The sequence below is a fragment of the Mycobacterium sp. NGS57 genome (assembly GCF_059812405.1).
The window spans coordinates 210,377-236,310 of sequence record NZ_JCALCP010000008.1 but is presented as its reverse complement, the minus strand read 5'-3'; the positions used below and the strand labels follow the sequence as shown (position 1 = coordinate 236,310).

Here is a 25,934-nt window from a genome sequence, read left to right as displayed (position 1 = left end):
TATGAGCACCGACGCGCCGCCCCCCTTCGACCGCGACGACCCCCTGGGCCTGGACGCCTCGCTGTCCGGCGACGAGCTCGCGGTGCGCGACACCGTGCGCAAGTTCTGCGCCGAGCACGTGCTGCCCCACATCGCCGAGTGGTTCGAGATCGGCGACCTGCCGGTGCGCCAACTGGCCAAGGGGTTCGGCGAGCTCGGCCTGCTGGGCATGCATCTGCACGGCTACGGCTGCGGCGGCGCGTCCGCGGTGCATTACGGCCTGGCCTGCACCGAGCTGGAGGCGGCCGACTCCGGCATCCGGTCGATGGTCTCGGTGCAGGGATCGCTGGCGATGTTCGCGATCTGGAAGTTCGGCTCCGAGGAGCAGAAGCGGCAGTGGCTGCCGGGCATGGCCGCGGGCGAGCTGCTGGGCTGCTTCGGGTTGACCGAGCCCGACGTCGGAAGCGATCCGGCCGCGATGAAAACCCGGGCGCGCCAGGATGGTTCGGATTGGGTGCTCAACGGCCGCAAGCTGTGGATCACCAACGGCTCGGTGGCCGACGTGGCGGTCGTGTGGGCCGCCACCGATGACGGGATTCGGGGATTTCTGGTACCCGCCAGGACGCCGGGGTTCGCCGCCAACCCCATTCACCACAAGCTGTCGCTGCGGGCGTCGATCACCAGCGAGCTGGTGCTCGACGACGTGCGGCTGCCCGCCGACGCGATGCTGCCCGACGCCACGGGCCTGCGCGGGCCGCTGTCGTGCCTGTCGGAGGCGCGCTACGGGATCATCTGGGGATCGATGGGGGCGGCGCGGTCGGCCTGGCAGGCGGCGCTCGCCTACGCCACCCAGCGCACCCAGTTCGGCCGCCCGATCGCCGGATTCCAGCTCACCCAGGCCAAACTCGTCGACATGGCCGTCGAGCTGCACAAGGGCCAGCTGCTCTCGCTGCACCTCGGGCGCCTCAAGGACGGCCCCGGGCTGCGCCCCGAGCAGGTCAGCTTCGGCAAGCTCAACAACACCCGCGAGGCGATCGAGATCTGCCGGACCGCCCGAACGATCCTGGGCGGTAACGGGATATCGCTGGAATACCCCGTCATCCGGCACATGGTCAACCTGGAATCGGTGCTGACCTACGAGGGCACGCCCGAGATGCACCAGCTCGTCCTGGGTCAGGCGTTCACCGGCAGCGACGCCTTCCGCTGATGGGCGGCCTGTCCTACACCCCCGAGCATCACCAGTTCCGGCAACTGGTCCGGGATTTCGTGCAGCGCACGGTGGTGCCCGCGCACGAGGACTGGGAGCGACGCGGCCAGTGGGACCGTTCGCTGTTCCTCGAGGCGGGAAAGCTTGGGCTGCTGGGCTTTTCGGTGCCCACACAGCTGGGCGGTCCCGGGGTCGACGACTTTCGCTACAACGCGATCGTGATCGAGGAGCTGCAACGGGCCGGCGCGGCGGCCGAGACCACCGCCTTCACGCTGCAAAACGACGTGGTGCTTCCGTATCTCACCGACCTGACGACACCCGAGCAGCAGCGGCGCTGGCTGCCCGGGGTGGTGACCGGCGAGACCGTGCTGGGCATCGCGATGACCGAGCCCGGCACCGGCAGCGACCTGGCCGGCATCCGCACCACCGCCGTGCGGGACGGCGACCACTACGTCGTCAACGGCGCCAAGACGTTCATCTCCAACGGGCAGAGCGGCGACCTGTTCGTGATCGCGGTGCGCACCTCCCCCGACCGGCACCAGGGCCTGTCGCTGCTGGTGGCCGACGCGGACACACCGGGCTTCGAGCGGGGCCGCAACCTGGAGAAGATCGGCCTGCACGCCCAGGACACCAGCGAGCTGACCTTCACCGACATGCGGGTGCCCGCCGCCAACCTGCTCGAGCGGGAGGGCATGGGGTTCTATCAGCTGATGCGCAACCTGCCGCAGGAGCGGCTCGCGCTCGGGGTCAGCGCGGTGGCCGCCGCCGAGACCATCTTCGCCGCGACGCTGGAATACGTGCAGCAGCGCAAGGCATTCGGCGCTCCCGTCGGAAGCTTCCAGAACAGTCAATTCGTGCTCGCCGAGCTGGCAACCGAACTCGACGTCGCCCGCACCTACCTCGACGACTGCCTCGCCGAACACCTCACCGGCTCGCTGACGTCCGCGCGCGCGGCGAAGCTGAAATGGTGGGCCACCGACCTGCAGGTCCGCACCGCCGACCGCTGCCTGCAGCTGCACGGCGGGTACGGCTACATGCGGGAGTACAGCGTGTCCCGCGCGTTCGTCGACGCCCGCATCCAGACCATCTACGGCGGCACCAACGAGATCATGAAGACCATCATCGCCAAGGATCTGGGCCTGTGACGAGCATCGACTACGCCTCCCTGCCCGTCGAGGACGCCGTGCGCGCCGCCCGGGCCAGCTCGCGGCGTCGGCAGGTGCTCGACGCCGCGGTGAAAGTGATGGGCCGGACCGGATTTCACCAGATGTCCATGCAGGAGCTGGCGGCCGAGGCGCGCGTCAGCGTCGGGTTGATATACAAGTACTTCGGCGGCAAGGAGGACCTGCTGCTGGCGACGATCGTGCGGATCCTCGACGTGTTCCGCGATCAACTGGCGCCGGTGATCGACGGCGCGGGCGACGACGCCGTCGACCGGCTGGTCGCCGGGATCCGGCGCTACATCGAGATCGTCGACGAGAACCTCGACGGTGTGGTCCTGACCTACCGCGAGAGCCGGACGCTGGCAGCCGACGACCGCGCGCAGATCAAGGAGCTCGAAATCGCTTCCGCCGCACCGTTGCGCGCGGTGCTCGAGTCGGGCATCTCGTCGGGCGTGTTCCGCGCCGTCGACGTCGACCTGACCGTCTACGACATCATGCTGCTCGCCCACGGATGGGCGCTCAAGCACTGGCACTTCGGGCCCACCTACACCGTCGGCGAATACATCGCGTTGCAGACCCGCCACGTGCTCAACTCGCTGGTTGCCGACGGCCGCCGCGCGCGGTACGCACGCCTACTGGGCGGTGGGTCATGACGTCCGTGGCGCTGCGGATCGTCGCCGTTCTCGTCGCGTGCGGCGTGTTTGCCGGCGCGCCGTTGGGTTCCGCCGACCCGGTGACGTTGCCGCCGATGACATCCGGCGGCGGCGGACCGATCATCGGGGGCGGCAGCAACACGGGGCTCGCGCAACAGCTGACCGGCCTCGGCAACCCGAACGTCCAGGAGGTCGACGGCTCGGACGCGGCCCAATTCATCACCGCCGCAGCCGCCGTCGCCAACCCGCAGCTCGCGGCGCCGTTCGGGCTGCTGCGCCGGGCGCTGGCGTGTCAGAGCAACGGTTCGGGATTCGGCGCGCGCGCCTTCCGGCGCAACGACGGTCGGTGGGGCGGCGCGATGCTCGTCGCCGCCAAGAGCGCCACCGCGAATGTCGACGCGCTGGCGGCCTGCGCCAAGACGAACTGGCGCAGGCCCACCTCGGGTTCGGACACCGCGATGTGCAACAGCGGGTGGACGACGCCGAACTCCTTCGAGAGCCGGCGCGGCGGCGGGGAGGCCTATTACATCCTGCTGGCGGGCACCGCGGACGACTTCTGCGCCCCGCTCACCGCAAAGTACCGGACCAACGCGAGCGCGTGGCCGTTCTAGGCCCGCCCGTGCGCGACGGCCATGCCCAGAAAGAACAGCGCCATCAGCAGCAGTACCGCCGCTGCCGGCTCGATGAAGCCCAAGATCATGCGATCACCCCGCTTGTCGTCAGCCGCCGCACCGCTTCCGTGACCGTGGCGGCGGTGGGAAGCCCACCGTCGCGGTCCGCGACGCGCAGCAGTCTGTCCACCGCGTCGCTGGGCACCAGAACCCAGCGCATGTTTGTCCGCCAACACTTTTCGTCGACTTCGGCCAGTGCATGGAAGCCGTCGCCGCCGAAGAAGTGCACTCCGCCGAGATCGACGACGAGCGGCCGGCCGTGGCCGGCCGCCTCGCCGATGCCGTCGCTCAGCCGGTCGGCGTTGCAGGCGTCGATCGCTCCGTATACCTCCACGAGGGTGATGTCCGGCCGAAGTTGTTTGCACAGCACGATGTTGGGGCGCTCAGCCCGGACGCTAGACATGTGCAGCCTCGGTCGCGTGCACGCTGTAGGGGACGGCCTTGAGCAGCGTGACGGTCAGCGTGGCACCGCTGGGCAGCGCATAGGTGCGCCGCTCGCCGGGGCGTGCCCCCGCGATGGCCGCCCCCAACGGCGACTGGATCGAGTAGACCTCCAGGTCACCGTGTTCCGCGTCGCGCACGCCGAGCAGGAACGTCTCTTCGTCGCCGGTGTCACCGGCGTCTTCGTAGCGGACGGTTAAAACCATGCCGGGCTCGGCGATTCCGTCGTCGGGCGGATCCACGCCGACGTCGGCATCCACCAGCAGTTCATGGATCCGTCGCATGCGCGTCTGCCAGGCGCGCGCGACGGCGGCGTTGCCGTCGTCGGTGCCGCGGGCGCGGGCGTCGCGCTCGTCCCTCAGGGTGGCCAGCTCCCGCTGCAGCCGCACGTAGGCTTGCGGCGAAATCCAGGTGCGTTGCCTGCTTCTCATCTCTGTTCCTCTCGCGTCGGTAGGGGTTGTCATGCGGCCGGGGCGACGCCGTGGTAGGGCACCGCCGTCAGCAGCGTCACGAGCCGGCCGGACTCATGGGGTATGGCGTAGATGCGTTGTTCGCCGGGGCGCGCGCCGGCGATCGACCGGCCCAGCGGCGACGCCATCGAGTAGACCTTCAGGCCGGCGCCTTCGGCATTGCGCCTGCCGAGCAGGAACGTTTCGGTTTCGCCGGTGGCGTCGTACCGGATGGTCAGCACCATGCCCGACTCGGCGAGTCGTTTCGTGTTTGTCATCAGCGCCGTCAGCGTCCTTTCGCGGCGAGTAGGGGTGTCGTCAGGGGCGGGCCGATCGGCAACCGTCCCTGACGACTGGGTGGCCCGTGACGGGCAAGCCTGCGGCGGCGCTGCGGATCGAACTGGGCCAGGGCGAGGGGTCGCTTGCCGGTGGCGATCTGCTCGGCCAACAGCCGGCCGGTCACCGGGCCGTGCGCCAGCCCCCACATGCCGTGTGCGCCGGCCACGTAGAGGCCGGCGGCGACCTCGCCGATCAGGGGGCGGCCATCCAGGGCCGCCGTGCATGCACCGACCCACAGGTTGGTGCGCACGTCCCAGCGGACGCCATCCAGCAGCGGACTTGCCGCGGCGGCAATGTCATTCGCCCGCTGGCGTGCCCGCGGACCGTTTGGCCGGCCGAATTCCAGGGCGCCCGAGACCCGCAGCGCGCCGCGGTAGGGCGTGCACGCGACGCCCACGTCCGGCAGGTAGATCGGGCCCAGTACCGGGCGATCCACGGGCACGGTGAACGAGTAGCCGCGACCGACTTCCAGCGGCACCCGCAGCCAACGGCGTACCAGGCCCGAAAGCCTTGCGCCGGTGGCGATCACCGCGGCGTCGGCGATCAACCGCTTGCCGCGGTGCGGGTACACCGCGACCCTGCCGTCCGCACTGAGGACCTCACGGATCTCCAGCCTGTGCATCGTCGCTCCGCGTTGCAGCACCGAGCGCCCGATGGCCTCCACAAACCGCCGCGGCTCGACGAATCGCTGGGCGTTGATGCTGAGCCCGGCGGTGACCGCGGGCGATGCCAGCGGCACCTGTTCGCGCAGCGCGTCGCCGGCCAGCGCGGTGACATACACTGCCTGTCCGGCGTTTTCGAGTTCGCCAAGCTTGCCCAGCATGCGCTGCGCCTGCTGGGCGTCGCGGAACACCGCGGTGATCGGTGCGTCGGTCACCGGCGCGTCGATCCCGTTGGCGACCAGCACGTCCGACGCCTCCAGGCATTCCTCGTTGAGCGCCACGGTTCCCCTGCAGCCGGCGATCGGAAAGATCAGTCCCGGGGCGATCCACCCGGCGTTGGCCCACGAGGCGCCCGCGGCCATGCCACTGCGGTCCACCACCGTCACGTCGACTCCGTGCTCCTGCAGGAACCACGCCGTCGACAACCCGACGATGCCGGCGCCGACGACGATCACCGACTTGGGTCCGCCGTCAATCCGCCCGACGCCGCCCATCGCACACCTCCGTAACTGAACTTTCGCTTGGCACTTCCCATGGTGGTGCGCGCCGGCACCGGGGGGTTTGCCGAAACCGGACAACCGCGAGGTGGCCCGTTGTCCGGACTCGACAAGCTCGCTCAGGCGCCTCTCAGGTGCTCTCAAGGCTGCCCGACGAGCCTGTCGAAGTCCTGTTGCCATTGGGAGTCGCGCCGCCGGTCCAGGGCGATCCGGGCACCGGCGTACACCGCCACCGCGGACAGCGTCACGGCACACCAGATCGCCATCGCGGACGACACCGCCTCGTCAAGCGCCGTCATCGCCGGCCGTCCGATCGCGGCCCCCTCGTCGTCCACCCAGATCTCGACCTCGTCGCCGGCCTTGACGGGCCGCTTGGCGAGGACGTCGCCGCCGTGTTGGGCCCCGGCGGCAAACCAGCGCGCCGGAACCATAGCCGTTGGGCTCTCCGGGTTTTCGCGGCCGTCATCGCCGATGACCGTCGCGATCGCCGTGCTGCGTGATTGGGCCTGCTCGGCGTAGAGGCGGGTGCGCGAATCGTAGGTCGCGGTGCCGACGGCGGCGGCGATCGGCACGGTCAGCAGCGATACCGCCACGGCCAACGCCAAAATCAGCGCCTCCACCCGGTCACTGCCGCGGATCAGCGGGCTACGACCGAACAGCCGCCCAAATAGCCTGCGCGGCAACGGGACTGTGAAGGACTCCATCGCGGCGTGGTCGGGACGTGGGGTAGTCATTGGACATTCCTGCGCTCTCTCGGTCACCCCAATGGTGGCGCGGGCGGGCGCCGCATCGTTTGGCCGCACCGAACAACGGCACCGCCGCCCGTTGTGGTGATTCGACAGCGTCTCGGCTAATCGGCGTCGAGAGCTGCGAGTTCGATCATCATGGCCAACCGCTTTCGGGCGTCGTCCAAGGGGAGGTCGGTGATCTCGGCCATTTTGCGCAGCCGGTAACGCACGGTGTTCTCGTGCACGCCGAGGTGCTCGCCGGCCGCGATCGGGTCGCCCTGAGCCTCCAGCCAGGCCCGCAGCGTCGCCAGGTAGTCGGTCGCGTTGGCGTGGTCGTGGCGGCGCAGCTCGGCCACCGGTCCGCGGGTCGGGGATCGACCCGCGCGCGCGGCGGCGCGCAGCCGCTGCATCAGGATGTTGTCCCACGACTCGTCGTAGGCCGGCGGCGTGGCCGCGGGCGACGTCTCGTCGAGCCCCAGGCATTCGTCGGCTTCCCGGCGCGCCGCGGCGAGGTCGACGACGTCCGCGACCCCGCTGATGCCGGCCAGCACCGTCACCCGTTCGGGCAGGGCCGTCCGCAGATCCGCGATCCAGCGCCGCGCCGCGGCGGGCTGCTCGCCGGGAAGCACGGTGTAGACGGTGTTGCCCGCCAGCGCGCTGCGGCCCGGGCGCGACCAACCGAATCCGCTGGTGGCGCGTTCGAAGGCCAGCAGCAGGGCGGCGTCGCGGTCGTCGCCGATGAATGCCTGCAGCGCGATCACCCGCAGCCGGCCGCGCGGCAGGCCCAGCCTGCTGGCCAGCGTGGCGGCGTCGGCGGCGCCCTCGAGCAACCGGATCACCAGGTCGGATTCGACCTGCCGCTCCAGGTCGGCGCTGGCCTGCGACCGCAGTAGATGCAGGGCCACCGTGTGCGCCCCGTCGGAAAGGGCGCCGCGGGCGGCGCCGTCCAGCGCCGCCGAACACGCCACCCACACCGAGCCCATGAGCTGTCGTCCCGAGCGCACGGCCACGACCATGCGCCCGGCCAAGCCGGCTGCGGCGTCCTCGGCCACGAACAGCGGATCGTCGGACGCCGCCAGGTGCTCCGGTACCCCCCGCGCCTCGAACAGGGCACGCAACTGCTCCGGTGCCTGGCGGTCCATGATGGTGGCCGCCCACGCCGGGTCGGCGTGCTGCTGCAGCCGCGAATACGCCAGTACCCGCAGCAGGCGGTCCTGGATCGTCACCGCGCCGCCGATCGACTCCGCGAGGCTGTCGGCCAGCGCGAACAGGTCGGTGGGACCCCGGCCGGATTCCGTTTCGCGGCCCTCCAGCACCAGCCCGTAGACCACCGCGGCCACCTCGCTCCACGACACCGAGCCGTCGACGACCAGCACCGCGCCGGGCTCGCTGTCACCGTCGAACGTGATCGGCTCCTCGCCGCCGCGCGTGACCACCACGACCGCACGCGCGGCGGCCGCCCACCGCACCGCTTCGTCGAGTGAGCCGGCGCCGATGGCCAGCAGCACATCCCCCAGCACGGGGGTCTCGGGCTCGTGGATCACCACGCTGCGCAGTTCGGTCGACCGCGGCAGCGAGGACCAGCGCAAACGGACGTCGTAACCACCCAGCACGTTGACCAAGCGGTCCAAAGTGATCACTGACGCTCCCAGTCCGGCTGATGCGCTCGCTTCCAGGCTAGAAGGGCGGCGGCTCGTCACGCGCGGCGATGCGTTCGGCGCGCCGTTCGGCCGCTACGGCGAGGCGGGCTTCGTTGACGGCGCGTTCCCAGCTGACGCGGGCGGCGTGTTCCCGGGCGCGGGTTTGCTTGCGGGTGGGCATCATCATTCCGCGGTTTTCTCCCGGCGGCGGCATGCTCTCGGGCAACACGAGCGTCCCCGTCGGGACGGCCAGCGCCGGGAACAGCAGCGTCCCACCGGGTTTGGTGACGTATTCATGCCCCGACGGGGATGTCCATACCACGGTGCCGTCGGGCTCCTGGCGATCGTGCCATCCGCCTACCCGGGCGTAGAAAGTCTTGAGCAGGTGGTGATAGCCGCAGAGCAGTTTCAGGTTGGACGGATGGGTGGGGCCCAACGGGAACGGAACGGTGTGGTCGATATCGCAGACCGCAGCCGGCTCGTCGCAACCGGGGAACCGGCACGTCAAATCGCGAAAGCGAACGAACTCGGCCAGCGCCGCCGACGGGCGGTACCCGGCCTCTGCCACGTCCGGCGGGATCACCAGCGGCTTGATCTTCGCGAACGGGGCCACCTCGCCCAACAGTGGCGCGGGCAACGGGCCGTACCCGGCCAGATAGCCCGGGGTTGACGAGCAACCGTTGACGGCGGCCTTTTCGGCGAGCAGGTGGATGACAACGTTGGTGCTCGGCGGCCGTTGCGGCGCTGGGCAATTGGGCTCGCCACACTGACACCCCAGCACCTCGGCCCCGGCGACGAGCGCCCCCACCGCGTCGGCGCGGCGTTGGGCCTTGGTCCGCGGATCGGCTCCGCACACCGTGGCCGCCAGCGCATCGAGCCTGTGGTCCAATGCCGCCCCGTCGGTGGCGTGCAGCTGCGCCCACACCCCGGCCATCCCGGGTTCGGTGCAACCGATGTCGACGTAGCGATTCTCGTTGCGCTCCTCGGGCAGGCGCACCCCGGCCGGATCAAACCGCGCCACCCACATGTCAATGCGCTCGGCGGTTTTAGGACCCGACAGCCGCATCCAGTTCGCCGCATGGCGGGCGATGGCGGTGTCGATCTTGGCCATCACCGCTTCGTCGTCGATCAGCTCGGTGCGCGTCACCAGCGCGGCCACCAGCCGGAAATCGATCTCGCCGCGCCCGAACACCTCGGCCACCTTCGGCAGCCGCTCGCGCAGCGCGATTGCATGGCGCAACCGCCCGCGGGCCCGCCCCCGGCTGATCCGCAACGCGGCGGCCACCTCGGCCACCACGTTCTCGTGCCCATCGACGACCCAGGAGAACCGCTCCTCATCGTCGGCCGGAGCCCGTCGCGCGTACAGCTCGCCGATGGCCGCCATTTCCCGCGCGCATTGCACGCGTTGGCCGCGGCCCGCCTCAACGAGCGCGTCGACCACGCCGGCGGCATCGAGCGCATCGAACATATGTTCGAGTATACACCACTCCGGGGATAATTTCCCGGGATAATTTCTTTCGTCGCCGCGGCGGACTGGAGTCATAGGGTGGGTATGCGCTGCAGGGACTTCCAACAGAAGGGAATGCGTATGTTGCGCCATCGGGTCGTCATCATCGGAAGCGGGTTCGGGGGGCTGACGGCGGCCAAGTCGCTGAAACGAGCCCCCAAAGGTAGCCAAATCGACGTCACCCTGATCTCGAAGACGACCACTCACCTTTTCCAGCCACTGCTCTATCAGGTGGCCACCGGGATCCTCTCGGAGGGCGATATCGGGCCGACCACCCGGCTGGTCCTGCGCAAGCAAAAGAACGTTCGGGTGCTGTGGGGCCAGGTCAGCGATATCGACCTGAAGGCGAAGACGGTCACGTCGCACCTGATGGGCATGGACACGGTGACGCCCTACGACAGTCTGCTCGTGGCCGCCGGCGCCCAGCAGTCCTATTTCGGCCACGACGAATACGCCGCGTTCGCACCGGGCATGAAGTCCATCGACGACGCCCTCGAGCTACGCGGCCGCATCCTGGGCGCGTTCGAGGCCGCCGAGGTCGCCACCGACCCGGCCGAGCGACAACGCCGCCTGACCTTCGTGGTAGTGGGAGCCGGGCCGACGGGCGTCGAACTGGCCGGCGAGATCGTCCAGCTGGCCGAGCGCACCCTGGCCGGGGCGTTTCGGACGATCACACCCAGCGAGTGCCGCGTCATCCTGCTCGACGCCGCGCCCGCGGTGCTGCCGCCGATGGGCGAAAAGCTGGGCCTCAAGGCGCAACGGCGCCTGCAGAAGATGGATGTCGAGATCCAGCTCAACGCGATGGTGACCGCGGTCGACTACATGGGCATCACGGTCAAGGACAAAGACGGCGCCGAGCGCCGCATCGAATGCGCGTGCAAGGTGTGGGCCGCGGGCGTGGCGGCCAGCCCGCTGGGCAAGATGATCGCCGAACAGTCCGAGGGAACCGAAACCGACCGCGCCGGACGGGTGATCGTGGAGCCCGACCTCACCGTCAAGGGCCACCCGTACGTCTTCGTCGTCGGCGACCTGATGTCGGTGCCCGGCGTGCCCGGGATGGCCCAAGGCGCGATCCAGGGCGCGCACTACGCCACCACGCTCATCAAGAACGCGGTGAAGGGCGACGACGATCCGGCAAACCGCAAGCCGTTCAAGTACTTCGACAAGGGCAGCATGGCCCTCATCTCCCGCTACAGCGCGGTCGCGAAAGTGGGAAAGCTGGAGTTCGGAGGCTTCATCGCCTGGCTGGCCTGGCTGCTGCTGCACCTGTACTACCTGATCGGACATCGCAACCGCATCGCCGCCATGTTCGCCTGGGGGATCTCGTTCCTGGGACGCACGCGCGGCCAGATGGCCATCACCAGCCAAATGATTTACGCACGCCCGCTGGCGAATTGGGTGGAGCAGCAAGCCGAGGAAGGGGCGCTGGCCGCCACTCAGGCCGAGGCCGCCGAAAAGCAGGCCGGCTAACGCGCGCTAGTTCAGGGCCTGGTCGATATCGGCGATCAGATCGTCGGCGCCCTCGAGCCCGACGGAGATGCGAACCACGTTGTCGCCCAACCCGATCGCGGCGCGGCCCTCGGGTCCCATCGCGCGGTGGGTCGTGGTGGCCGGATGCGTGACAAGCGATTTCGCGTCGCCCAGATTGTTGGAGATGTTGATCAGCCGCAGCTTGTCCAGCACCTCGAAGGCCCGGCTCTTGGCGGCACTGCCGGGACAGTCGAGCGCGAAGGTGATCACGGTGCCGCCGCCCGCCATCTGACGCTTGGCCAAATCGTATTGCGGGTGCGACGCCAGATACGGATAGCGCACCCAGCTCACCGCCGGATGACCCTCCAGGAACTCCGCGATACGGTTCGCCGCGGAATTGCTGTGCTCGACCCGAAGCGCCATGGTCTCAAGGCCTTTCAACAACACCCAGGCGTTGAAGGCGCTCATCGCCGGACCGGTGTGCCGCATCAGCTTCTGCACCGGACCGTCGATGTACTCCTGGTCGCCGAGGATGGCGCCGCCCAGCACCCGGCCCTGCCCGTCGATGTGCTTGGTGGCCGAGTACACCACCACGTCCACCCCGAGCGGGAAGCCCTGCTGCAGCAGCGGTGTGGCAAAGACGTTGTCCAGCACCACCTTTGCACCCGCGGCGTGCGCCAGCTCGCTCACCGCGGCGATGTCGACCAGCGACTGCATCGGGTTGGACGGCGTCTCGAAGAACACCGCCGCGGTGGGCACCGAGAGTGCCTGCTCCCATTGCGCGAGGTCGTCGCCGTCGACGAAGACGGTCTCGACCCCCCAGCGCGGCAGGACCTCGTTGCACACCACGAAACACGACCCGAACAGGCTGCGCGCCGCGACCAGCCGGTCGCCGGCGCCCAGCAGCGCGCCCAGCGAGACGAAGACCGCGGCCATGCCGCTGGCGGTGCCGAACGCGGCCGGCGCGCCCTCGATCAGGCGCAGCCGTTCCTCGAACATCGTCACGGTGGGGTTGCCGTAGCGCGAGTACACGAAGTGGTCCACCTCGCCGGTGAACGACTGCTCCGCGACGGCCGCCGAGGAGTAGACATAACCGGACGTCAAGAACATCGCCTCGGCGGTCTCGTCGAAGCCGGAGCGCAGTATTCCGCCCCGCACGCCGATGGTGGCCTGGCTGACGCCGTCGGGCAGCGCCTCGGGTGATCGGACCGAGTCGCTCATCCGTGCTTCAACCCTGTTTCCAAGGCAAACCGACCGCGCGCCAGCCACTTTCACCGCGGTGACCGCCGGCATCGAGCTGGCCCTCGAAGCCGTCCAGCACGTTGTAGGCCGGGGTGATACCCAGCTCGGTCGAGACCTCGGCGGCGCCGATGGAACGGTTGCCCGAGCGGCACAGGAAGATCACCGGCCGCTCCTGGTCGGCCGGCGCGGGCGGGACGTTGTCCTTCAGCTCGTCGGCGAAGTTGCGGTTGGGCGCCCCGGCGCCGGTGTTCCACTCGATGTACACGGCGTCGCGGCCCAGGCTCGACAGGTCGGGCACCCCGACGAAGCGCCATTCGGCGTCGGTGCGCACGTCGACCAACACAGCGTTGGGGTTGTCGCTGAGTAGCTTCCACGCCTCGAGCGGGGTGATGTCTCCTGCGTAGCTCACCCGCGTGAGTCTCGCACATTCAAGCTGTTCGCCACCTGTCGGGCACGGTCACGCGCGGTCGCCACCTCGGGTGCGGTGGCCAGCGCGACGCCGGACCCGGCCCCGCCGTCGAAGATGCGCAGATCGCTTTCAGGCACCCGCAGGGCGCCGCTCAGCGCGCCGGCGGACGGGGACCCGCCGTCGGGAGCGATCGCGTGGGCGGCGGCCGGCGACATCATCATGGTGTCCACCGGCAAGCCCAGGATGGTCCGGGCGTGCAGCTCGAACGCCGAAAGCCGCTGGCTGCGCAGGGTCACCCAGACGCTGGCGTGCGGGCACGCGGTGACGTCGGCGAAATACACTTCGTCGCCCTTGATCATCAGCTCGACGGCGAAGACGCCGCGCCCGCCGAGCGCCTTGACGATGCGCGCGGCGATCGACCTTGCCGCGTCCATCGCCGCCGGGCTCATCTGCTGGGGCTGCCAGGATTCCAGCACGGCGCCGTCGGCGTCGCGATGGCCGATCGGCGAGCAGAATTCGATGGCGGGACCCTTCGGGCCGTCGCTGCGCACCGCGAGCAGGGTGACGTCGAAGTCGACCTCGACCACGGTTTCGGCCATCACCCGCCCCCCCGTACTGCCCTGCGCGCGCTGCCAGGCCGCCTCGAGGTCGCCGGCGCCGGAGACCACCGAGTGGCCGCGCCCCGACGCCGGCTTCACCAGCAGCGGATACCCGGCGTGCGCGGCCACCGCCTGCAGTTCGCCGACCGACCCGACGAACCAGAACGGCGCGGTGGGCAGCCCCAACTCGTCGGCGGCCAGCCGGCGCAGGGCCTCGCGGTCGGTGGTGAGCCGGACGGTGCGGGCGCTGGGCACGAGTTCGGCGCCGTCGGCGCCCAGCGCCTCGAGGGCCTGCACGGCGTCGGCGCCGAGGGTGCCGGTGGCGGTCACGACGAACTGCGGCCGCGCCTCGCGCGCCGCGTCGGACGGCTCGTCGGCGCCGGTCACCGCGGCGCCCAGGTGCCGCAACGCGAGCGCCAGCTCCCGGCTGAGTGCGCCGGAACCGAGCAGCAGCACCTTCGGGCGGCCCTCTTCCGGGGTTTGCTCGGGCACGACGAGCGCCGTCGTTTCGTCGTCCCGTCCTTCGGTCACGCCGTCAGTCACCGCTCAAGGATAGGTCGGCTGCGAGTGTTCTACGGCTGGCCGGGAAGTAGCCGCACCATCAGGCCGTTGCCTTCGGCCAACACGGTCTCGTCCCCGTCGACCAATTCCGCCGACACGAACGCCTTGCGGCCCTCGGCGCTGGTGAGGCGCCCCCGCACCAGCAGCGGCGCGTCGATCGGCGTGACCTTGCGATAGTCGACGTGCAGGAAGGCCGTGCGGCTGATCGGCCGGCCCGCGGCGTGGGAGATCATCCCGAACATGTGATCAAACAGCAGCGGCAGCACGCCGCCGTGCACTGCGTGGTTGCCCCCGACGTGAAACCGGCTGAAGTGTCCGGTCATCTCGACGCCGTCGGGGCTGAACCGTGTCAGCGTCCAGGGCGGCAGCAGCAGACTGCCCATGCCGGGCAAGTCGGGCGTGCGTCCGGCCGGCGCCGCGCCCTCGTCGGCCACGAACGGGGCCAGCGTCTGCGCCAGGGCCTCGGCCCGGTCGGCGGCGTCGTCCCAGACGCCTTGAGCGTCCGAGCCGGGGTCGGCGGACACGGCCAGGTCCTGCAGCCGGCGCATCGCCGCGACGAACCGGCCGAATCCCGGGCCGGGGGTGGCCGGCGCGTATTCCGGGAAGCCGCCGTGATGTTCGTAGTCGGGATCGAGTTGGGTGGGATCGAAATCCGTCACCGGCGGGCCGCCAGGACGTCGCGGCGCACGATGGTCTCGTCGCGTCCGGGGCCCACCCCGATGCACGAGATATGGGCTCCGGCAAGCTCTTCCAGCCGCAACACGTAGTCGCGCGCCTTGGCGGGCAGGTCGTCGAACTCCCGCGCGTCGGAGATGTCCTCCCACCAGCCCGGCAGTTCTTCGTAGACCGGCTCGGCGCGGCCCAGGTCGCTCTGGGTCATCGGCATGTCGTGGATGCGCTCCCCGTCGATGCGGTAGCCCACGCAGATCGGCACCGTTTCCAGGCTGGACAGCACGTCGAGCTTGGTCAGGAAGAAGTCGGTGATGCCGTTGACCCGGGTGGCGTAGCGCGCGACGACGGCGTCGAACCAGCCGCAGCGCCGGCGCCGCCCGGTGGTGACGCCGAATTCGCCGCCGGTCTTGGACAGGTACTCGCCGTGCTCGTCGAACAACTCGGTGGGGAACGGGCCGGAGCCCACGCGGGTGGTGTAGGCCTTGAGGATGCCCAGCACGGTGGTGATGCGGGTCGGGCCGATCCCGGAGCCGACCGCCGCGCCGCCCGCGGTCGGATTCGAGGACGTCACATAGGGATACGTGCCGTGGTCGACGTCGAGCAGCGTGCCCTGCGAGCCCTCCAGCAGCACCGTCTCGCCCGACTCCAGCGCGGCGTTGAGCAGCCGCCGGGTGTCGGCGATGCGGTGCCGGAAACCCTCGGCCTGCTCGAGCAGGGCCTCGACCACCTGGTGCGGGTCCAGCGCCTTGCGGTTGTAGATCTTGACCAGGATCTGATTCTTGAGTTCCAGCGCGGCCTCGACCTTGTGGGTCAGCTGGTCTGGATGCAGCACGTCGGCCACCCGGATGCCCATCCGGGCGATCTTGTCCTGGTAGCACGGCCCGATGCCGCGGCCGGTGGTGCCGATCTTCTTGCTGCCCATGTAGCGCTCGGTCACCTTGTCGATGGCGACGTGGTAGGGCAACAGCAGGTGCGCGTCGGCGGAGATCAGCAGCCGGGACGTGTCGACGCCGCGGTCCTCGAGGCCCTTGAGCTCGTCGAGCAGCACGCCGGGATCGATGACCACGCCGTTGCCGATGACGTTGGTGACGCCGGGCGTCAGCACCCCCGAAGGGATCAGGTGCAGCGCGAAGTTCTCGCCGCTGGGCAGCACCACGGTGTGGCCGGCGTTGTTGCCGCCCTGGTAGCGCACCACCCACTGGACGCGCCCGCCGAGCAGGTCAGTGGCCTTACCTTTGCCCTCGTCGCCCCATTGGGCGCCGATGAGGACGATTGCCGGCATGACTTGCTCCCGCCTGGTCTCGCCTATCTATTGTGGTCCAGCCGGTGACCCACCCTATCCCAGCAGGTTGCGAGGAGCGTCGTGAATTACAGCGTGGCGGTGTTGGTGTTCGGCGATCGGCGCGTGCCGCGGACCCTGAGTAGCCTGCCGGCCCACACGGCTATCGACGCCGCGATCGGGGACTGCTCGCGGCTGGTGGTCGTCGGCGCCGACGCCGACCTGGCCGCGGTGCTGGGCCGGTTGCTGCGCGCCGAGCGGCTCGACGTCGAGGTGGCATACGCGCCGCCGCGCCGCACCCACGCGACGCGGGTCTACCGCGCCCCGGCGGGGCGGCGGGCGGCGCGGCGCGCGGTAAGCGGGTCGGCCGAACGGGTGCCGCTGATCCGCGACGAGACCGGGTCGGTGATCGTGGGCCGCGCCGCCTGGCTGCCGCCGGAAGACGGGCAGCTGTTGCGCGGCGAGGCCGTCGTCGACGACACCACGCTGTTCGACGGCGAGGTGGCCGGGGTCTGGGTCGAGCCGACGCTGGCCGTGCCGGGTCTGCGGGCGCGTGTCCGCGGCGGGTGGCGCCGCTGGGTTCCCGGCCGCGCGGCCCAGCTGGGCAGCACCGGTGTCACCGTCGTGCGCGACGGCGTCGCCGCGCCGCGCAGCGCGCGCCGGTCGACGTTCTACCGCCACGTCGAGGGGTGGCTGCTGGTCCGGTAGCTTCGACCGGTGAGCTTCCCCGCCCGCCAGCACGAATCGGTGCGGCCCAGCCCGATCTTCCTGGGCCTGGTCGCGCTGACGGCGGTCGGCGGCGTGCTGGCCTGGCAGGCCGGCACGAGCGTGCGGCCGCTGTCGTATGCCGGGGTGTTCGTCTTCGTGATCGCCGGCTGGCTGGTCTCGCTGTGCCTGCACGAATTCGGGCACGCGGTGACCGCCTGGCGCTTCGGCGACCACGACGTCGCCGTCCGCGGCTATCTGACCCTGGACCCGCGGCGCTACAGCCACCCCGCGCTCTCGCTGCTGCTGCCGATGGTGGTCATCGCGCTGGGCGGGATCGGCCTGCCGGGCGCCGCGGTGTACGTGCGGACCTGGTTCATGACGCCCGCCCGCCGCACCCTGGTCAGCCTGGCGGGACCGGCGGCCAACCTGGTGCTGGCGGTGCTGCTGCTGGTGCTGACGCGGCTGCTGTTCGATCCGGCCCACGCGGTGCTGTGGTCCGGGATGGCGTTTCTCGGGTTCTTGCAGATCACCGCGTTGTTGCTGAACCTGCTGCCGATCCCCGGCCTGGACGGCTACGACGCTTTGGAGCCGCACCTGAGCCCCCAGACGCAGCGCGCGGTGGCGCCGGCCAAACAGTGGGGGTTCATTGCCGTGCTGTTCCTGCTCCTGGCGCCGGGGCCGGGCCGCTGGTTCTTCGGGCTGGTTTTGTGGCTGTTCGACTTCTCCGGGGTGCCGCACGCGCTGGTTGCCTGGGGCAGCGCGCTGACCCGCTTCTGGAGCGCCTGGTTCTAATGGGCGCCGGCCACAGCCACACCCCCACCGGGACCGGCGAGTCCCGGCTGATCCCGCGCATGGTCGTCGCCGCGGCGGTCCTGGCGGCGTTCTTCGTCGTCGAACTGACCACCTCGCTGCTGATCAACTCGATCGCGCTGCTGGCCGACGCCGGGCACATGCTGACCGACGTCGTGGCCGTGTTCATGGGGTTGGCCGCGGTGATGCTGGCCCGCCGCGGCAGCTCGTCGCCGGCGCGCACCTACGGGTGGCACCGCGCCGAGGTGTTCACCGCGGTCGCCAACGCCGGGCTGCTGATCGGGGTGGCACTGTTCATCCTGTGGGAGGCGATCCAGCGGCTCCGGGAAACCCCGTCGGTGCCCGGCGTGCCGATGATCGTGGTCGCGCTGGCCGGGCTGCTCGCCAACCTGGCGGTGGCCCTGATGCTGCGGTCGCACTCGGCGGCCAGCCTGGCGGTCAAGGGCGCCTATATGGAGGTGGTCGCCGACAGCGTCGGCAGCCTGGGTGTGCTGATCGCGGGCATCGTCACGGTCACGACGCGCTGGCCGTACGCCGACGTCGCGGTCGCGGTGCTGGTCGCGCTGTGGGTGCTGCCCCGGGCCATCGCGCTGGCCCGCGACGCGCTGCGCATCCTGTCGGAGTCGTCACCCGCGCACATCGACGTGGACGAACTGCGCAGCGCGCTGGGCGCCGTCGACGGCGTGACCGAGGTGCACGACCTGCACGTGTGGACGCTCTCACCGGGCAAGGACATGTGCACCGCGCACCTGATCAGCGACGGCGACTCCGCGCGGGTGTTGCGCGACGCGCGGGCGGTGCTGGCGGCGCGCGGCGTGGACCACGCCACGGTGCAGATCGAGCACCCGGGGCGGGACTGCACAGAGAGCTTCTAGAAGCGTTACAGGCCCAGCGCGGCGCGCGCGGCCGGGTCGCAGTCGTCGAGCAGGTCCAGGCAGCGCTGGTGTTCGTCGGTCTCGCCGATGGCGTCGGCCGCCTTGGCCAGCGCCGCCACGCACCGCAGGAACCCGCGGTTGGGTTCGTGCGCGTAGGGCACCGGGCCGAAGCCCTTCCAGCCGTGCCGGCGCAGCTGGTCGAGGCCGCGGTGGTAACCGGTGCGGGCGAACGCGTAGGCCGTGACGGCCTCGCCGTTGGCGAGCGCCGCCTCGGCGAGGGCGGCCCACGCCACCGACGCCGACGGGTGCGCGGCGGCGACCGCGTCGGGTTTCTCGCCCGCTTGCAGTCGCGTTTCGGCATCGCCGTCGCCGGACAGCAGGATCGGGTCGGGTCCGAGGAGATCTCCCATCGACGTCATGGCGTCTATTTTGCAGTCTCCCGGGTTCGGGTAGTTAAGCTCCTGTCATGCCCAATCCACCGGAACCCGACCGCGGGGGCGCGCCGAGGCGGCCGGGCGATGAGAGCGGCTTCGAGAACGGCGAACCGGGAACCGAGGGCCAGCCGATGGTGCCCAACGACCCCGAGACCGAAACCGTGGTGATCAACAAACCGGATCAGGACAACGACGCCGAGGCCAATCTCGAAGGCCTGCAGCGCGAGCGTCGTTTCACCGCACCGGGGTTCGACGCCAAGGAAACGACGATCATCGCGACTCCCGCCGAACCCGCGACCGAGGTATTCGCCTCGGCGCCGGGGACCGGGGGCGCTGCGGGGCCCGCGGGGTCCGGGGGACCGCCGGTGGCCGGCAAAGCCGCTGTCCCGCAATCCATTCCGCCGCGACTGGGCGCAAAGCTGCGGACCACCCGGCAGGTCAACTGGGGCTGGGTGCTGGCGCTGGTGGTGGTCCTGCTGGCGTTGGCGGCGATCGCGATCCTGGGCACCGTGTTGCTGACGCGCGGTAAGCACTCGAAAGCCTCTGAGGAAGACAAGGTTCGGCACACCATCGGCCAATACGACGTCGCCGTGCAACGGGGCGACCTGACCGCGCTGCGCACCATCACCTGCGGGACCTCCCGCGACGGCTACGTGGACTACGACGAACACGCGTGGCAGGAGACCTACCAGCGGGTGTCGGCGGCCAAGCAGTATCCGGTGATCGCCAGCATCGACCAGGTCGTCGTCAACGGCCAGCACGCCGAGGCCAACATCACCACGTTCATGGCGTACGACCCGTCGCTGCGTTCGACGCGCAGCCTCGACCTGCAATACCGCGACGACCAGTGGAAGATCTGCCAGTCCCCCAGCGGCTAGTAGGCGGCCACCGCCGGTATGTTGGGGCATCATGAGCACCGCCGTGCTGGCCCTGCCCAACATCCTCGACCCGATGACCTGGATCGGTCCCAGGGGTTACTTCGCGTCGGCGGTGCTGCCGACGATCCTGGCCATCGTCTTCGTCGAGACCGGGCTGCTGTTCCCACTGCTCCCCGGGGAGTCCCTGCTGTTCACCGGCGGGCTGCTCGCGGCCAAGGGGACGCTGGACATCTGGGTGCTGGCGCCGGCCGTCGCCGTCGTCGCGATCCTCGGCGACCAGACCGGCTACTTCATCGGCCGCCGGATCGGGCCGGCGCTGTTCAAGAAGGAAGACTCCCGGTTCTTCAAGAAGCACTACGTGACCGAGTCACACGCGTTCTTCGAGAAATACGGCGCGTGGGCGATCATCCTGGCCCGCTTCCTGCCGTTCGTGCGGACCTTCACCCCGGTGGTCGCCGGGGTCTCCTACATGCGCTACCCGGTCTATCTGGCGTTCGACATCGTGGGCGGCGCCCTGTGGGGTGGCGGCGTGACCCTGATCGGCTACTTCCTGGGCAACGTGCCGTTCGTCCACCAGAACCTGGAAAAGATCATCCTGGCGATCTTGTTTGTCTCGATGATCCCGGCGTTCATCGCGGCCTGGCGCGGGTATCAGCGGCGCCGCCGCGCGACCGACGAGGACCAGGAGCCGCTGCCGGTTCGCGACTGACGGCTCGACGTCACGCGAGGCGTCACGCGATGACGAAGTCGCAGCCGGTCTTCGCGCGGACGTCGTCGATCGACACCCCCGGATGCAGTTCGGTGAGCACCAGCCCGCGCTGCGGGTCGACGTCGAAGACGCACAGGTCGGTGATGACCATGTCCACCACGCCTTTTCCGGTCAGCGGCAGCGTGCACTGTTTGAGAATTTTCGGGCTGCCGTCCTTGGCGACGTGATCCATCACGACGATCACCCGCTTGACCCCCGACACCAGATCCATCGCGCCGCCCGGGCCCTTGACCATCTTGCCGGGCACCATCCAGTTGGCCAGGTCGCCGTTCTCGGCCACCTCCAGCCCGCCGAGGATCGACAGGTCGATGTGGCCGCCGCGGATCATCGCGAAGGAGTCGGCGCTGCTGAAGAAGCTGGAGCCGCCGATCGTGGTGATGGTCTGCTTGCCGGCGTTGACGAGGTCGGGATCCACGTCGTCGTCGGCCGGATACGCCCCGATGCCCAGCAGCCCGTTCTCGGATTGCAGGGTCACGTTGATGTCGTCGGGGATGAAGTTGGCCACCAGCGTCGGAATCCCGATGCCGAGGTTCACGTAGTAGCCGTCGCGCAGTTCCTTCGCGGCGCGCCTGGCCATGAGCTCGCGGATGGGGCTGTCCTTCTTGACCGCGGCGCCGCCGCTGGTGGTGCGGAATTCGATCCGCTTCTCGTAGCGCGGCCCCTGGATGATGCGGTCCACGTAGATGCCGGGGGTGTGGATGAGGTCGGGATCGAGCTCGCCGACCTCGACGAGTTCCTCGACCTCGGCCACGGTCACCTCGCCGCAGGTGGCGATCATCGGGTTGAAGTTGCGCGCCGTCTTGCGGTAGACGAGGTTGCCCGCGGTGTCGCCCTTCCACGCCTTGACGATCGCGACGTCGGCGCGGATGCCTTCCTCCAGCACGTATTCAGTGCCGCCGAAGACCCGCATGTCCTTGCCGTCGGCGAGTTGGGTGCCGAACGCGGTGCGCGTGTAGAAGCCGGGAATCCCCGCGCCGCCGGCGCGCAGCTTCTCGGCCAGCGTGCCCTGCGGGGTGAGCGCGAGGTCCAGCTCGCCGGCCAGCACCTGGCGCTCGAATTCCTTGTTCTCCCCCACGTAGGAGGCGATGACCTTCTTGACCTGCCGGCCCTTGAGCAACAGCCCCATGCCGAAATCGTCGACGCCGGCGTTGTTTCCGACGATCGTCAGGCCCGTGATGCCGCTGTCCACCAGCGCCTGGATCAGGTTCTCGGGGATGCCACACAACCCGAATCCACCGGCGGCGATGGTGATGTCGTCCTTCAACAGGCCGCTCAGCGCCGACTCGGCGTCGGGGTGGACCTTGCTGCCGGAGTGTTCGCTCATTGGTGGTTGCCCGTCGTCACGGCGGTGACGTTACAGGCGGCCTCCATCAGCATCCAACCGGAGAGCTGGACCGACAGATCCCGCTCGGCGACCTCCGACGCCGTCACCGCGCCCTCGACGAACTGTGCCTGCTGCCCGCCGGCGCTCGGCAGCTCGGCGTCGCGGTCCCAGGACGCGCCGAACAGCGGCAGCCCGTCCACGGTCTGCCGGTAGTCCCACGCCGACTTCGCCGACGCCAGCACGATGTTGCGGGCGGTGTCGCGGGCGACGGCGTCGTCGGCGGACTCGCCCGCCAGCGCGGTGGCGACCAGGGCGAGGTAGCGGGCGGTGATGCCGGCGAACAGGCCGCCGTCCCCGCCGCCGGAGCCCTTGAGCACGCCCGCCGGCGCCATGTGTTCGCCGACCGCCGCCACCAGCCGATGCACCCGTCGCGCGTGGCGGGTCCTGGCCTCGGCGCCGGTGCGGGCGGCCAGCTCGGTTTCCAGCCCGAGCACGACGCCCTGGCAGTAGGTGTACTGCGCGCGCACCAGCGAGCCGGCCTTGATGCCGTCGAACACGAGGTGCGTCTCGGGGTCGATCAACGTGCGGTCGATCCAGTCGCTCATCTGGTCGGCCCGTTGCAGGTGCTCCCCGGTGGAGGGGTAGCGGGCGAGGAAGATGCCCGCCGGCCCGTTGGCCGGGGCGTTGAAGAACCGGTCCTGCTTGCGCCACGGGATGCCGCCGCCGTCCTCGGGCGCCCAGGCGTCGACGAACTGGTTGGCGAGCTTGGGCAGCGCGCGGTGGCGCTCGACGCCGGCGATGCGGGCGGCGCGCTCCAGCGCCAGCGCCAGCCACGCCATGTCGTCGTAATAGCTGTTGATCCACGAGAAGTTGTTGCGCAGCCGGTGCGAGCGAACCTGACGGTTGATCATGGTGCGGCGCTCGGGCCGCGGGTCACGCAGCTGCGCGTCGACCAGGCAATCCAGCAGATGCGCCTGCCACCAGTAGTGCCAGGTGCCGAACGAGCGGTCCTTGCGGGTCGACGGCCAGGCCACCACCCCGAGCTGGGTTCCCGGCAGCGCCCAGAGTCTCTTCAGGTGCCGTTGCGCGACAGCCGCTTCGGCGCTGGCCGCGCGGTTGGCCCAGAGCTGATCCATACTGCCGATCCTGCCCTAACCGGCGGCGCGATCACCGGTCAGGGCGAGCAGCAATTGGCGCAGCCCGGTCAGCGAGTGCGCCGGCAGGAACAGGTCGCACTGGGGCAGCGCCGCCGCCATCGAGCCGGCCAGCGGCTGGAATTCACGTTGCGCCGCACGGGGATTGAGCCACACCAGCAGCGCGGCGCGGCGGCGCAGCCGGGCCATCGCGTGGGCGAGGATCTCCGGCGGGTCGGCATCCCAGCCGTCGGAGGCGATGATCACCACCGCGCCGCGCAGCGCGTTGCCGTGCCCGGAAAGGCCGGGCGCCAGCAGGGCGCCGATGCTGCGGCCGATGAATGTGCCGCCGTAGCGGTCGGTGACCTTCGCGTTGGCTTTCTGCAGCGCCACCTCGGCCGAGCGGTGCGAGAGCACCGGCGTGAGCCGGGTCAGCGACGTCGAGAACGCGAAGACCTCCGGGCGCATGCCCGGCTGGCGCATCAGCGCGCGCATCAGGTGCAGATAGACCGCGGCATACGGCTGCATCGAGCGGCTGACGTCGCAGGCCAGGACGACCCGCCGGGGCCGGCGGCGGGGCCGGGTTCGGGCCAGCAGCACCGCTTCCCAGCCGGTCGCGCGCGACGCGTTCATGGTGGCCCGCAGGTCGATGCGCTTGCCGGCCGCGCTGGGCTCGAAGCGCATGCTGCGGCGCCGCGGCCAGCGCGCGACCGTGGCCTCCAGCCAGGAGCCGAGCAGGCGCAGGTCGTCGGGGTCGAAGCGGTCGAACGGTTCGTCGGCGAGCGCGGCCAGGCGGCTGGGCAGCGGATCCGGCAGCAGGGCGCCCGCCTCCGCGGCCGCATCGGCGGTGGCGCGGGTGGCCCACGGCAGCTGTTGGCCGCCGGTGTTCGATGGGCCGCCCGCCCGTCGCAGCGTGCCGGCCGCGGGCGTCTTGGGACCGGGCAGCGGCAGGGCGGCGTCGGCGGGTACAGCGCCGGACCCACCGAACACCGAGGCGAACACGGCGTCGAAGGCGGCGAGGTCCTCCCTCCGGTTGACCAGGGTCAGCCGGGCCGCCCAGTAGAGCGTCGACGTGGTGTCGGGCACCAGCAGTCGCAGCGCCCGCACGAAGCCGGCCTGCCCGTTGGCGGACACCAGCACCCCCGCGCCGCGCAGCCGCGCCACCATCGCGGCGGCGAACGCCGCCAGGTCGACGCCCCGCAACAGCAGTGGGGTGCTCACGAGCCGCTAGCGCCGCCGGCGCAGCACCCAGATCAGGGCCAGCACGGCGAGCACCGCCGCGGCCGCGGCGCCGTACTTCTTGAGCTGGTCACCACCGGCGAGCTCGAGCAGATCGATCGGCTCCGGCTCGGCCGCGGGGGCCGCGTGGCGCGGCCCGGCGGCTTCCGGCTCAGTTGGGCCCGCCGGGCTCGCGGCCGTCGGCTGCGCGGGCGCCTGCTGGGCGGCCAGCTCGGCCTCCAGCGATTCGACGAACTGGCCCAGCAGCTTCTCCGAAACCTGTTGCAGCATTCCGCTGCCGAACTGGGCCAGCTTGCCGACGATCTTCAGGTCGGTGTCGACGGTGACGCTGGTGCGCTCCCCGTCCTCGTGCAGCTGGGCGGTGACCGTGGCGGCCGCGTTGCCGGTGCCGCGCGCCTCCTTGCCCTTGGCGTCGATGACGGCGCGGTGCGCGGTGCGGTCCAGCTCGACGAAGTGGACCTTGCCACTGAACTCGCTGGTGACGGGCCCGACCTTGACCTTCACCTTGCCGAGGTAGTCGTCGCCCTCATGGCCGGTCAGCTGCGCCCCGGGCATCAGCGGGATCACCTGCTCCAGATCGCTCAGCACGTCCCAGGCCTTCTCGATGGGCGCGCTGACGGTGAACTGGTTGGCGATCTTCATGCTGTGGTCCTCTCAGGTACGGCTGTAGTGGATGTACGCATCGCGAATCAGAGTACGGTCGTCCGGGGTCTTGGCCAGCGCCCCCAGGGTGGTTACGGCCGCATCGCCGGATTCATCCAGCAGGTCCGCGACGCGCAGCGACACCAGGGCGGCGACCCAGTCGATCGTCTCGGCGACGCCGGGCGGCTTGTCCAGGTCGAGTTCGCGTGCGCGGCCGACGAACTGGGTGGCGTGCTCGATCAGCGGCGCCGTCGCCCCGGGCACCGTCCGGCGCACGATCGCGGCGGCGCGGGCCGGCTCCGGGTAGTCGATCCAGTGGTAGAGGCAGCGACGGCGCAGCGCGTCGTGCAGGTCGCGGCTGCGGTTGGACGTCAGCACCGCGATCGGCGGGCGCTCGGCGACGAAGGTGCCCAGCTCGGGCACGGTGACCGACGCCTCGCCGAGGAACTCCAGCAGCAACGCCTCGAATTCGTCGTCGGCGCGGTCGATTTCGTCGATGAGCAGCACCGGCGGCGCCGACCCGCGATGGCGCACGCACCGCAGGATGGGCCGGTCCACCAGGTAGGCCTCGGTGTAGAGATCGGATTCTTCGAGGGTGTCGCCGCGAGCCTCGGCGAGCCGGATGGACAGCAGCTGACGCTGGTAGTTCCAGTCATAGAGCGCCTCGCCGGCGGTCAGCCCCTCGTAGCACTGCAACCGGACCAGCTCGGTATTCAGCACGCCGGCAAGGGTTTTCGCCGCCGTCGTCTTGCCGACCCCGGGCTCGCCCTCCAGCAGCAGCGGCCGGCCGAGCGTGACCGCCAGGTAGATCGCCGACGCGGTCCCGGTGTCCAGCAGGTAGTTCTGCGCGTCGAACCGGCGGACCACATCGCCGGGATCCGCGAATGGCGCGGTCATTCGCCGGCTAGCCGGTCCGCGAACGCCGTCCGGCAGCCCGCGCCGCAGAACCAGTAG

27 protein-coding genes and 1 pseudogene are annotated in these 25,934 nt (G+C 70.3%); 10 read left to right on the top strand and 18 right to left on the bottom strand.

Going from position 1 to position 25,934, the window contains the following annotated elements; translation table 11 throughout:
- Nucleotide 1: 1 nt before the first annotated feature.
- The 4 genes from AC5Y43_RS17150 to AC5Y43_RS17135 are packed head-to-tail and all read left to right on the top strand — an operon-like array spanning nucleotide 2 to nucleotide 3,613.
- Complete coding sequence (locus AC5Y43_RS17150; protein WP_499974346.1) at nucleotides 2–1,186, top strand: acyl-CoA dehydrogenase family protein; 1,185 nt, start codon at nucleotides 2–4, stop codon at nucleotides 1,184–1,186.
- A complete protein-coding gene (locus AC5Y43_RS17145; RefSeq protein ID WP_499974345.1) occupies nucleotides 1,186–2,331 on the top strand; it encodes an acyl-CoA dehydrogenase family protein in 1,146 nt (381 codons plus the stop codon). Before AC5Y43_RS17150 ends, AC5Y43_RS17145 begins: the two co-directional genes overlap by 1 nt.
- Nucleotides 2,328–3,002 carry a TetR/AcrR family transcriptional regulator gene (locus AC5Y43_RS17140; RefSeq protein ID WP_499974344.1) on the top strand — a complete coding sequence of 225 codons (675 nt, stop codon included), beginning with the start codon at nucleotides 2,328–2,330 and terminating at the stop codon, nucleotides 3,000–3,002. The genes AC5Y43_RS17145 and AC5Y43_RS17140 overlap by 4 nt, the downstream gene beginning before the upstream one ends.
- Nucleotides 2,999–3,613, top strand: coding sequence for a hypothetical protein (locus tag AC5Y43_RS17135; protein ID WP_499974343.1), 615 nt, complete (start codon nucleotides 2,999–3,001; stop codon nucleotides 3,611–3,613). The genes AC5Y43_RS17140 and AC5Y43_RS17135 overlap by 4 nt, the downstream gene beginning before the upstream one ends.
- Nucleotides 3,614–3,698: 85 nt before the next feature.
- Here the strand turns inward: AC5Y43_RS17135 and AC5Y43_RS17130 are convergent, their stop codons facing one another.
- The 7 genes and pseudogenes from AC5Y43_RS17130 to AC5Y43_RS17100 form a co-directional block, all read right to left on the bottom strand.
- Nucleotides 3,699–4,076 (bottom strand): STAS domain-containing protein, encoded by a 378-nt coding sequence (locus AC5Y43_RS17130; RefSeq protein WP_499974341.1) that lies wholly within the window; start codon nucleotides 4,074–4,076, stop codon nucleotides 3,699–3,701.
- Nucleotides 4,069–4,545, bottom strand: coding sequence for a GreA/GreB family elongation factor (locus AC5Y43_RS17125; RefSeq protein WP_499974340.1), 477 nt, complete (start codon nucleotides 4,543–4,545; stop codon nucleotides 4,069–4,071). Before AC5Y43_RS17125 ends, AC5Y43_RS17130 begins: the two co-directional genes overlap by 8 nt.
- Nucleotides 4,546–4,574: 29 nt before the next feature.
- Nucleotides 4,575–4,823, bottom strand: a pseudogene (locus AC5Y43_RS17120) (GreA/GreB family elongation factor); the annotation flags it as partial.
- 26 nt (nucleotides 4,824–4,849) lie between these two features.
- A complete protein-coding gene (locus tag AC5Y43_RS17115) occupies nucleotides 4,850–6,058 on the bottom strand; it encodes an NAD(P)/FAD-dependent oxidoreductase (RefSeq protein ID WP_499974339.1) in 1,209 nt (402 codons plus the stop codon).
- A 143-nt stretch (nucleotides 6,059–6,201) separates the two neighbouring features.
- Entirely contained in the window at nucleotides 6,202–6,795 is a 594-nt protein-coding gene (locus AC5Y43_RS17110; protein ID WP_499974337.1) for an Rv1733c family protein, read from the bottom strand.
- A gap of 116 nt (nucleotides 6,796–6,911) precedes the next feature.
- The gene (locus tag AC5Y43_RS17105; RefSeq protein ID WP_499974336.1) at nucleotides 6,912–8,429 is read right to left on the bottom strand and encodes a PucR family transcriptional regulator; all 1,518 of its coding nucleotides are present in this window, start codon (nucleotides 8,427–8,429) and stop codon (nucleotides 6,912–6,914) included.
- A gap of 37 nt (nucleotides 8,430–8,466) precedes the next feature.
- Entirely contained in the window at nucleotides 8,467–9,897 is a 1,431-nt protein-coding gene (locus tag AC5Y43_RS17100; protein WP_499974335.1) for an HNH endonuclease signature motif containing protein, read from the bottom strand.
- A 120-nt stretch (nucleotides 9,898–10,017) separates the two neighbouring features.
- Between AC5Y43_RS17100 and AC5Y43_RS17095 the strand changes: the two genes are divergently transcribed.
- On the top strand, nucleotides 10,018–11,406 hold the full coding sequence (locus AC5Y43_RS17095; protein ID WP_499974333.1) for an NAD(P)/FAD-dependent oxidoreductase: 1,389 nt from the start codon (nucleotides 10,018–10,020) through the stop codon (nucleotides 11,404–11,406).
- Between the two features lie 6 nt (nucleotides 11,407–11,412).
- On the opposite strand, the gene AC5Y43_RS17090 is transcribed toward AC5Y43_RS17095, so the two are convergent.
- The 5 genes from AC5Y43_RS17090 to AC5Y43_RS17070 are packed head-to-tail and all read right to left on the bottom strand — an operon-like array spanning nucleotide 11,413 to nucleotide 16,171.
- On the bottom strand, nucleotides 11,413–12,627 hold the full coding sequence (locus AC5Y43_RS17090) for an O-succinylhomoserine sulfhydrylase (RefSeq protein ID WP_499974332.1): 1,215 nt from the start codon (nucleotides 12,625–12,627) through the stop codon (nucleotides 11,413–11,415).
- 7 nt (nucleotides 12,628–12,634) lie between these two features.
- Nucleotides 12,635–13,057 carry a rhodanese-like domain-containing protein gene (locus tag AC5Y43_RS17085; RefSeq protein WP_499974330.1) on the bottom strand — a complete coding sequence of 141 codons (423 nt, stop codon included), beginning with the start codon at nucleotides 13,055–13,057 and terminating at the stop codon, nucleotides 12,635–12,637.
- Complete coding sequence (gene purT / locus AC5Y43_RS17080) at nucleotides 13,054–14,199, bottom strand: formate-dependent phosphoribosylglycinamide formyltransferase (RefSeq protein ID WP_499974329.1); 1,146 nt, start codon at nucleotides 14,197–14,199, stop codon at nucleotides 13,054–13,056. Before purT ends, AC5Y43_RS17085 begins: the two co-directional genes overlap by 4 nt.
- Before the next feature lie 29 nt (nucleotides 14,200–14,228).
- Entirely contained in the window at nucleotides 14,229–14,876 is a 648-nt protein-coding gene (locus AC5Y43_RS17075) for a PaaI family thioesterase (protein ID WP_499974327.1), read from the bottom strand.
- Entirely contained in the window at nucleotides 14,873–16,171 is a 1,299-nt protein-coding gene (locus AC5Y43_RS17070; RefSeq protein ID WP_499974326.1) for an adenylosuccinate synthase, read from the bottom strand. The genes AC5Y43_RS17075 and AC5Y43_RS17070 overlap by 4 nt, the downstream gene beginning before the upstream one ends.
- 81 nt (nucleotides 16,172–16,252) lie before the next feature.
- On the opposite strand from AC5Y43_RS17070, the gene AC5Y43_RS17065 reads away from it, so the two are divergent.
- From AC5Y43_RS17065 to AC5Y43_RS17055, 3 genes are read left to right on the top strand one after another with little or no spacing between them, the layout of a single operon-like run.
- Nucleotides 16,253–16,876, top strand: a complete 624-nt coding sequence (locus AC5Y43_RS17065; RefSeq protein WP_499974324.1) for a peptidase M50 — start codon at nucleotides 16,253–16,255, stop codon at nucleotides 16,874–16,876.
- 9 nt (nucleotides 16,877–16,885) lie between these two features.
- Nucleotides 16,886–17,668 carry a site-2 protease family protein gene (locus tag AC5Y43_RS17060; protein WP_499974323.1) on the top strand — a complete coding sequence of 261 codons (783 nt, stop codon included), beginning with the start codon at nucleotides 16,886–16,888 and terminating at the stop codon, nucleotides 17,666–17,668.
- Entirely contained in the window at nucleotides 17,668–18,561 is an 894-nt protein-coding gene (locus AC5Y43_RS17055; protein ID WP_499974321.1) for a cation diffusion facilitator family transporter, read from the top strand. The genes AC5Y43_RS17060 and AC5Y43_RS17055 overlap by 1 nt, the downstream gene beginning before the upstream one ends.
- Nucleotides 18,562–18,566: 5 nt before the next feature.
- Here AC5Y43_RS17055 and AC5Y43_RS17050 read toward each other — a convergent pair whose 3' ends face one another.
- Entirely contained in the window at nucleotides 18,567–18,980 is a 414-nt protein-coding gene (locus AC5Y43_RS17050) for a DUF3151 domain-containing protein (protein WP_499974320.1), read from the bottom strand.
- Nucleotides 18,981–19,027: 47 nt separating this feature from the next.
- On the opposite strand from AC5Y43_RS17050, the gene AC5Y43_RS17045 reads away from it, so the two are divergent.
- Nucleotides 19,028–19,873 (top strand): Rv0361 family membrane protein, encoded by an 846-nt coding sequence (locus AC5Y43_RS17045; protein ID WP_499974318.1) that lies wholly within the window; start codon nucleotides 19,028–19,030, stop codon nucleotides 19,871–19,873.
- Between the two features lie 31 nt (nucleotides 19,874–19,904).
- Nucleotides 19,905–20,582, top strand: a complete 678-nt coding sequence (locus tag AC5Y43_RS17040) for a DedA family protein (RefSeq protein ID WP_499974317.1) — start codon at nucleotides 19,905–19,907, stop codon at nucleotides 20,580–20,582.
- 22 nt (nucleotides 20,583–20,604) lie between these two features.
- On the opposite strand, the gene AC5Y43_RS17035 is transcribed toward AC5Y43_RS17040, so the two are convergent.
- Genes AC5Y43_RS17035 through AC5Y43_RS17015 form a run of 5 tightly spaced genes read right to left on the bottom strand, consistent with a single transcriptional unit; the run spans nucleotide 20,605 to nucleotide 25,877 of the window.
- Nucleotides 20,605–21,966: a 3-oxoacid CoA-transferase gene (locus AC5Y43_RS17035; protein ID WP_499974316.1), complete on the bottom strand. Its 1,362-nt coding sequence runs from the start codon at nucleotides 21,964–21,966 to the stop codon at nucleotides 20,605–20,607.
- Nucleotides 21,963–23,102 carry a glycoside hydrolase family 76 protein gene (locus AC5Y43_RS17030; RefSeq protein ID WP_499974313.1) on the bottom strand — a complete coding sequence of 380 codons (1,140 nt, stop codon included), beginning with the start codon at nucleotides 23,100–23,102 and terminating at the stop codon, nucleotides 21,963–21,965. The genes AC5Y43_RS17035 and AC5Y43_RS17030 overlap by 4 nt, the downstream gene beginning before the upstream one ends.
- A gap of 15 nt (nucleotides 23,103–23,117) precedes the next feature.
- The gene (locus AC5Y43_RS17025) at nucleotides 23,118–24,320 is read right to left on the bottom strand and encodes a vWA domain-containing protein (protein WP_499974312.1); all 1,203 of its coding nucleotides are present in this window, start codon (nucleotides 24,318–24,320) and stop codon (nucleotides 23,118–23,120) included.
- Between the two features lie 6 nt (nucleotides 24,321–24,326).
- A complete protein-coding gene (locus AC5Y43_RS17020) occupies nucleotides 24,327–24,980 on the bottom strand; it encodes an SRPBCC family protein (RefSeq protein WP_499974311.1) in 654 nt (217 codons plus the stop codon).
- A 12-nt stretch (nucleotides 24,981–24,992) separates the two neighbouring features.
- Nucleotides 24,993–25,877, bottom strand: coding sequence for an AAA family ATPase (locus tag AC5Y43_RS17015; RefSeq protein ID WP_499974309.1), 885 nt, complete (start codon nucleotides 25,875–25,877; stop codon nucleotides 24,993–24,995).
- Between the last annotated feature and the right edge of the window lie 57 nt (nucleotides 25,878–25,934).

Coding starts and splice junctions, on each gene's coding strand:
- AC5Y43_RS17150 (WP_499974346.1), top strand. CDS start 2: ATGAGCACCGACGCGCCGCCCCCCTTCGACCGCGACGACCCCCTGGGC.
- AC5Y43_RS17100 (WP_499974335.1), bottom strand. CDS start 9,897: ATGTTCGATGCGCTCGATGCCGCCGGCGTGGTCGACGCGCTCGTTGAG.
- AC5Y43_RS17035 (WP_499974316.1), bottom strand. CDS start 21,966: ATGAGCGAACACTCCGGCAGCAAGGTCCACCCCGACGCCGAGTCGGCG.
- AC5Y43_RS17145 (WP_499974345.1), top strand. CDS start 1,186: ATGGGCGGCCTGTCCTACACCCCCGAGCATCACCAGTTCCGGCAACTG.
- AC5Y43_RS17020 (WP_499974311.1), bottom strand. CDS start 24,980: ATGAAGATCGCCAACCAGTTCACCGTCAGCGCGCCCATCGAGAAGGCC.
- AC5Y43_RS17015 (WP_499974309.1), bottom strand. CDS start 25,877: ATGACCGCGCCATTCGCGGATCCCGGCGATGTGGTCCGCCGGTTCGAC.
- AC5Y43_RS17055 (WP_499974321.1), top strand. CDS start 17,668: ATGGGCGCCGGCCACAGCCACACCCCCACCGGGACCGGCGAGTCCCGG.
- AC5Y43_RS17135 (WP_499974343.1), top strand. CDS start 2,999: ATGACGTCCGTGGCGCTGCGGATCGTCGCCGTTCTCGTCGCGTGCGGC.
- AC5Y43_RS17130 (WP_499974341.1), bottom strand. CDS start 4,076: ATGTCTAGCGTCCGGGCTGAGCGCCCCAACATCGTGCTGTGCAAACAA.
- AC5Y43_RS17115 (WP_499974339.1), bottom strand. CDS start 6,058: ATGGGCGGCGTCGGGCGGATTGACGGCGGACCCAAGTCGGTGATCGTC.
- AC5Y43_RS17090 (WP_499974332.1), bottom strand. CDS start 12,627: ATGAGCGACTCGGTCCGATCACCCGAGGCGCTGCCCGACGGCGTCAGC.
- AC5Y43_RS17045 (WP_499974318.1), top strand. CDS start 19,028: ATGCCCAATCCACCGGAACCCGACCGCGGGGGCGCGCCGAGGCGGCCG.
- AC5Y43_RS17095 (WP_499974333.1), top strand. CDS start 10,018: ATGTTGCGCCATCGGGTCGTCATCATCGGAAGCGGGTTCGGGGGGCTG.
- AC5Y43_RS17110 (WP_499974337.1), bottom strand. CDS start 6,795: ATGACTACCCCACGTCCCGACCACGCCGCGATGGAGTCCTTCACAGTC.
- AC5Y43_RS17125 (WP_499974340.1), bottom strand. CDS start 4,545: ATGAGAAGCAGGCAACGCACCTGGATTTCGCCGCAAGCCTACGTGCGG.
- AC5Y43_RS17070 (WP_499974326.1), bottom strand. CDS start 16,171: ATGCCGGCAATCGTCCTCATCGGCGCCCAATGGGGCGACGAGGGCAAA.
- AC5Y43_RS17040 (WP_499974317.1), top strand. CDS start 19,905: ATGAGCACCGCCGTGCTGGCCCTGCCCAACATCCTCGACCCGATGACC.
- AC5Y43_RS17030 (WP_499974313.1), bottom strand. CDS start 23,102: ATGGATCAGCTCTGGGCCAACCGCGCGGCCAGCGCCGAAGCGGCTGTC.
- AC5Y43_RS17050 (WP_499974320.1), bottom strand. CDS start 18,980: ATGACGTCGATGGGAGATCTCCTCGGACCCGACCCGATCCTGCTGTCC.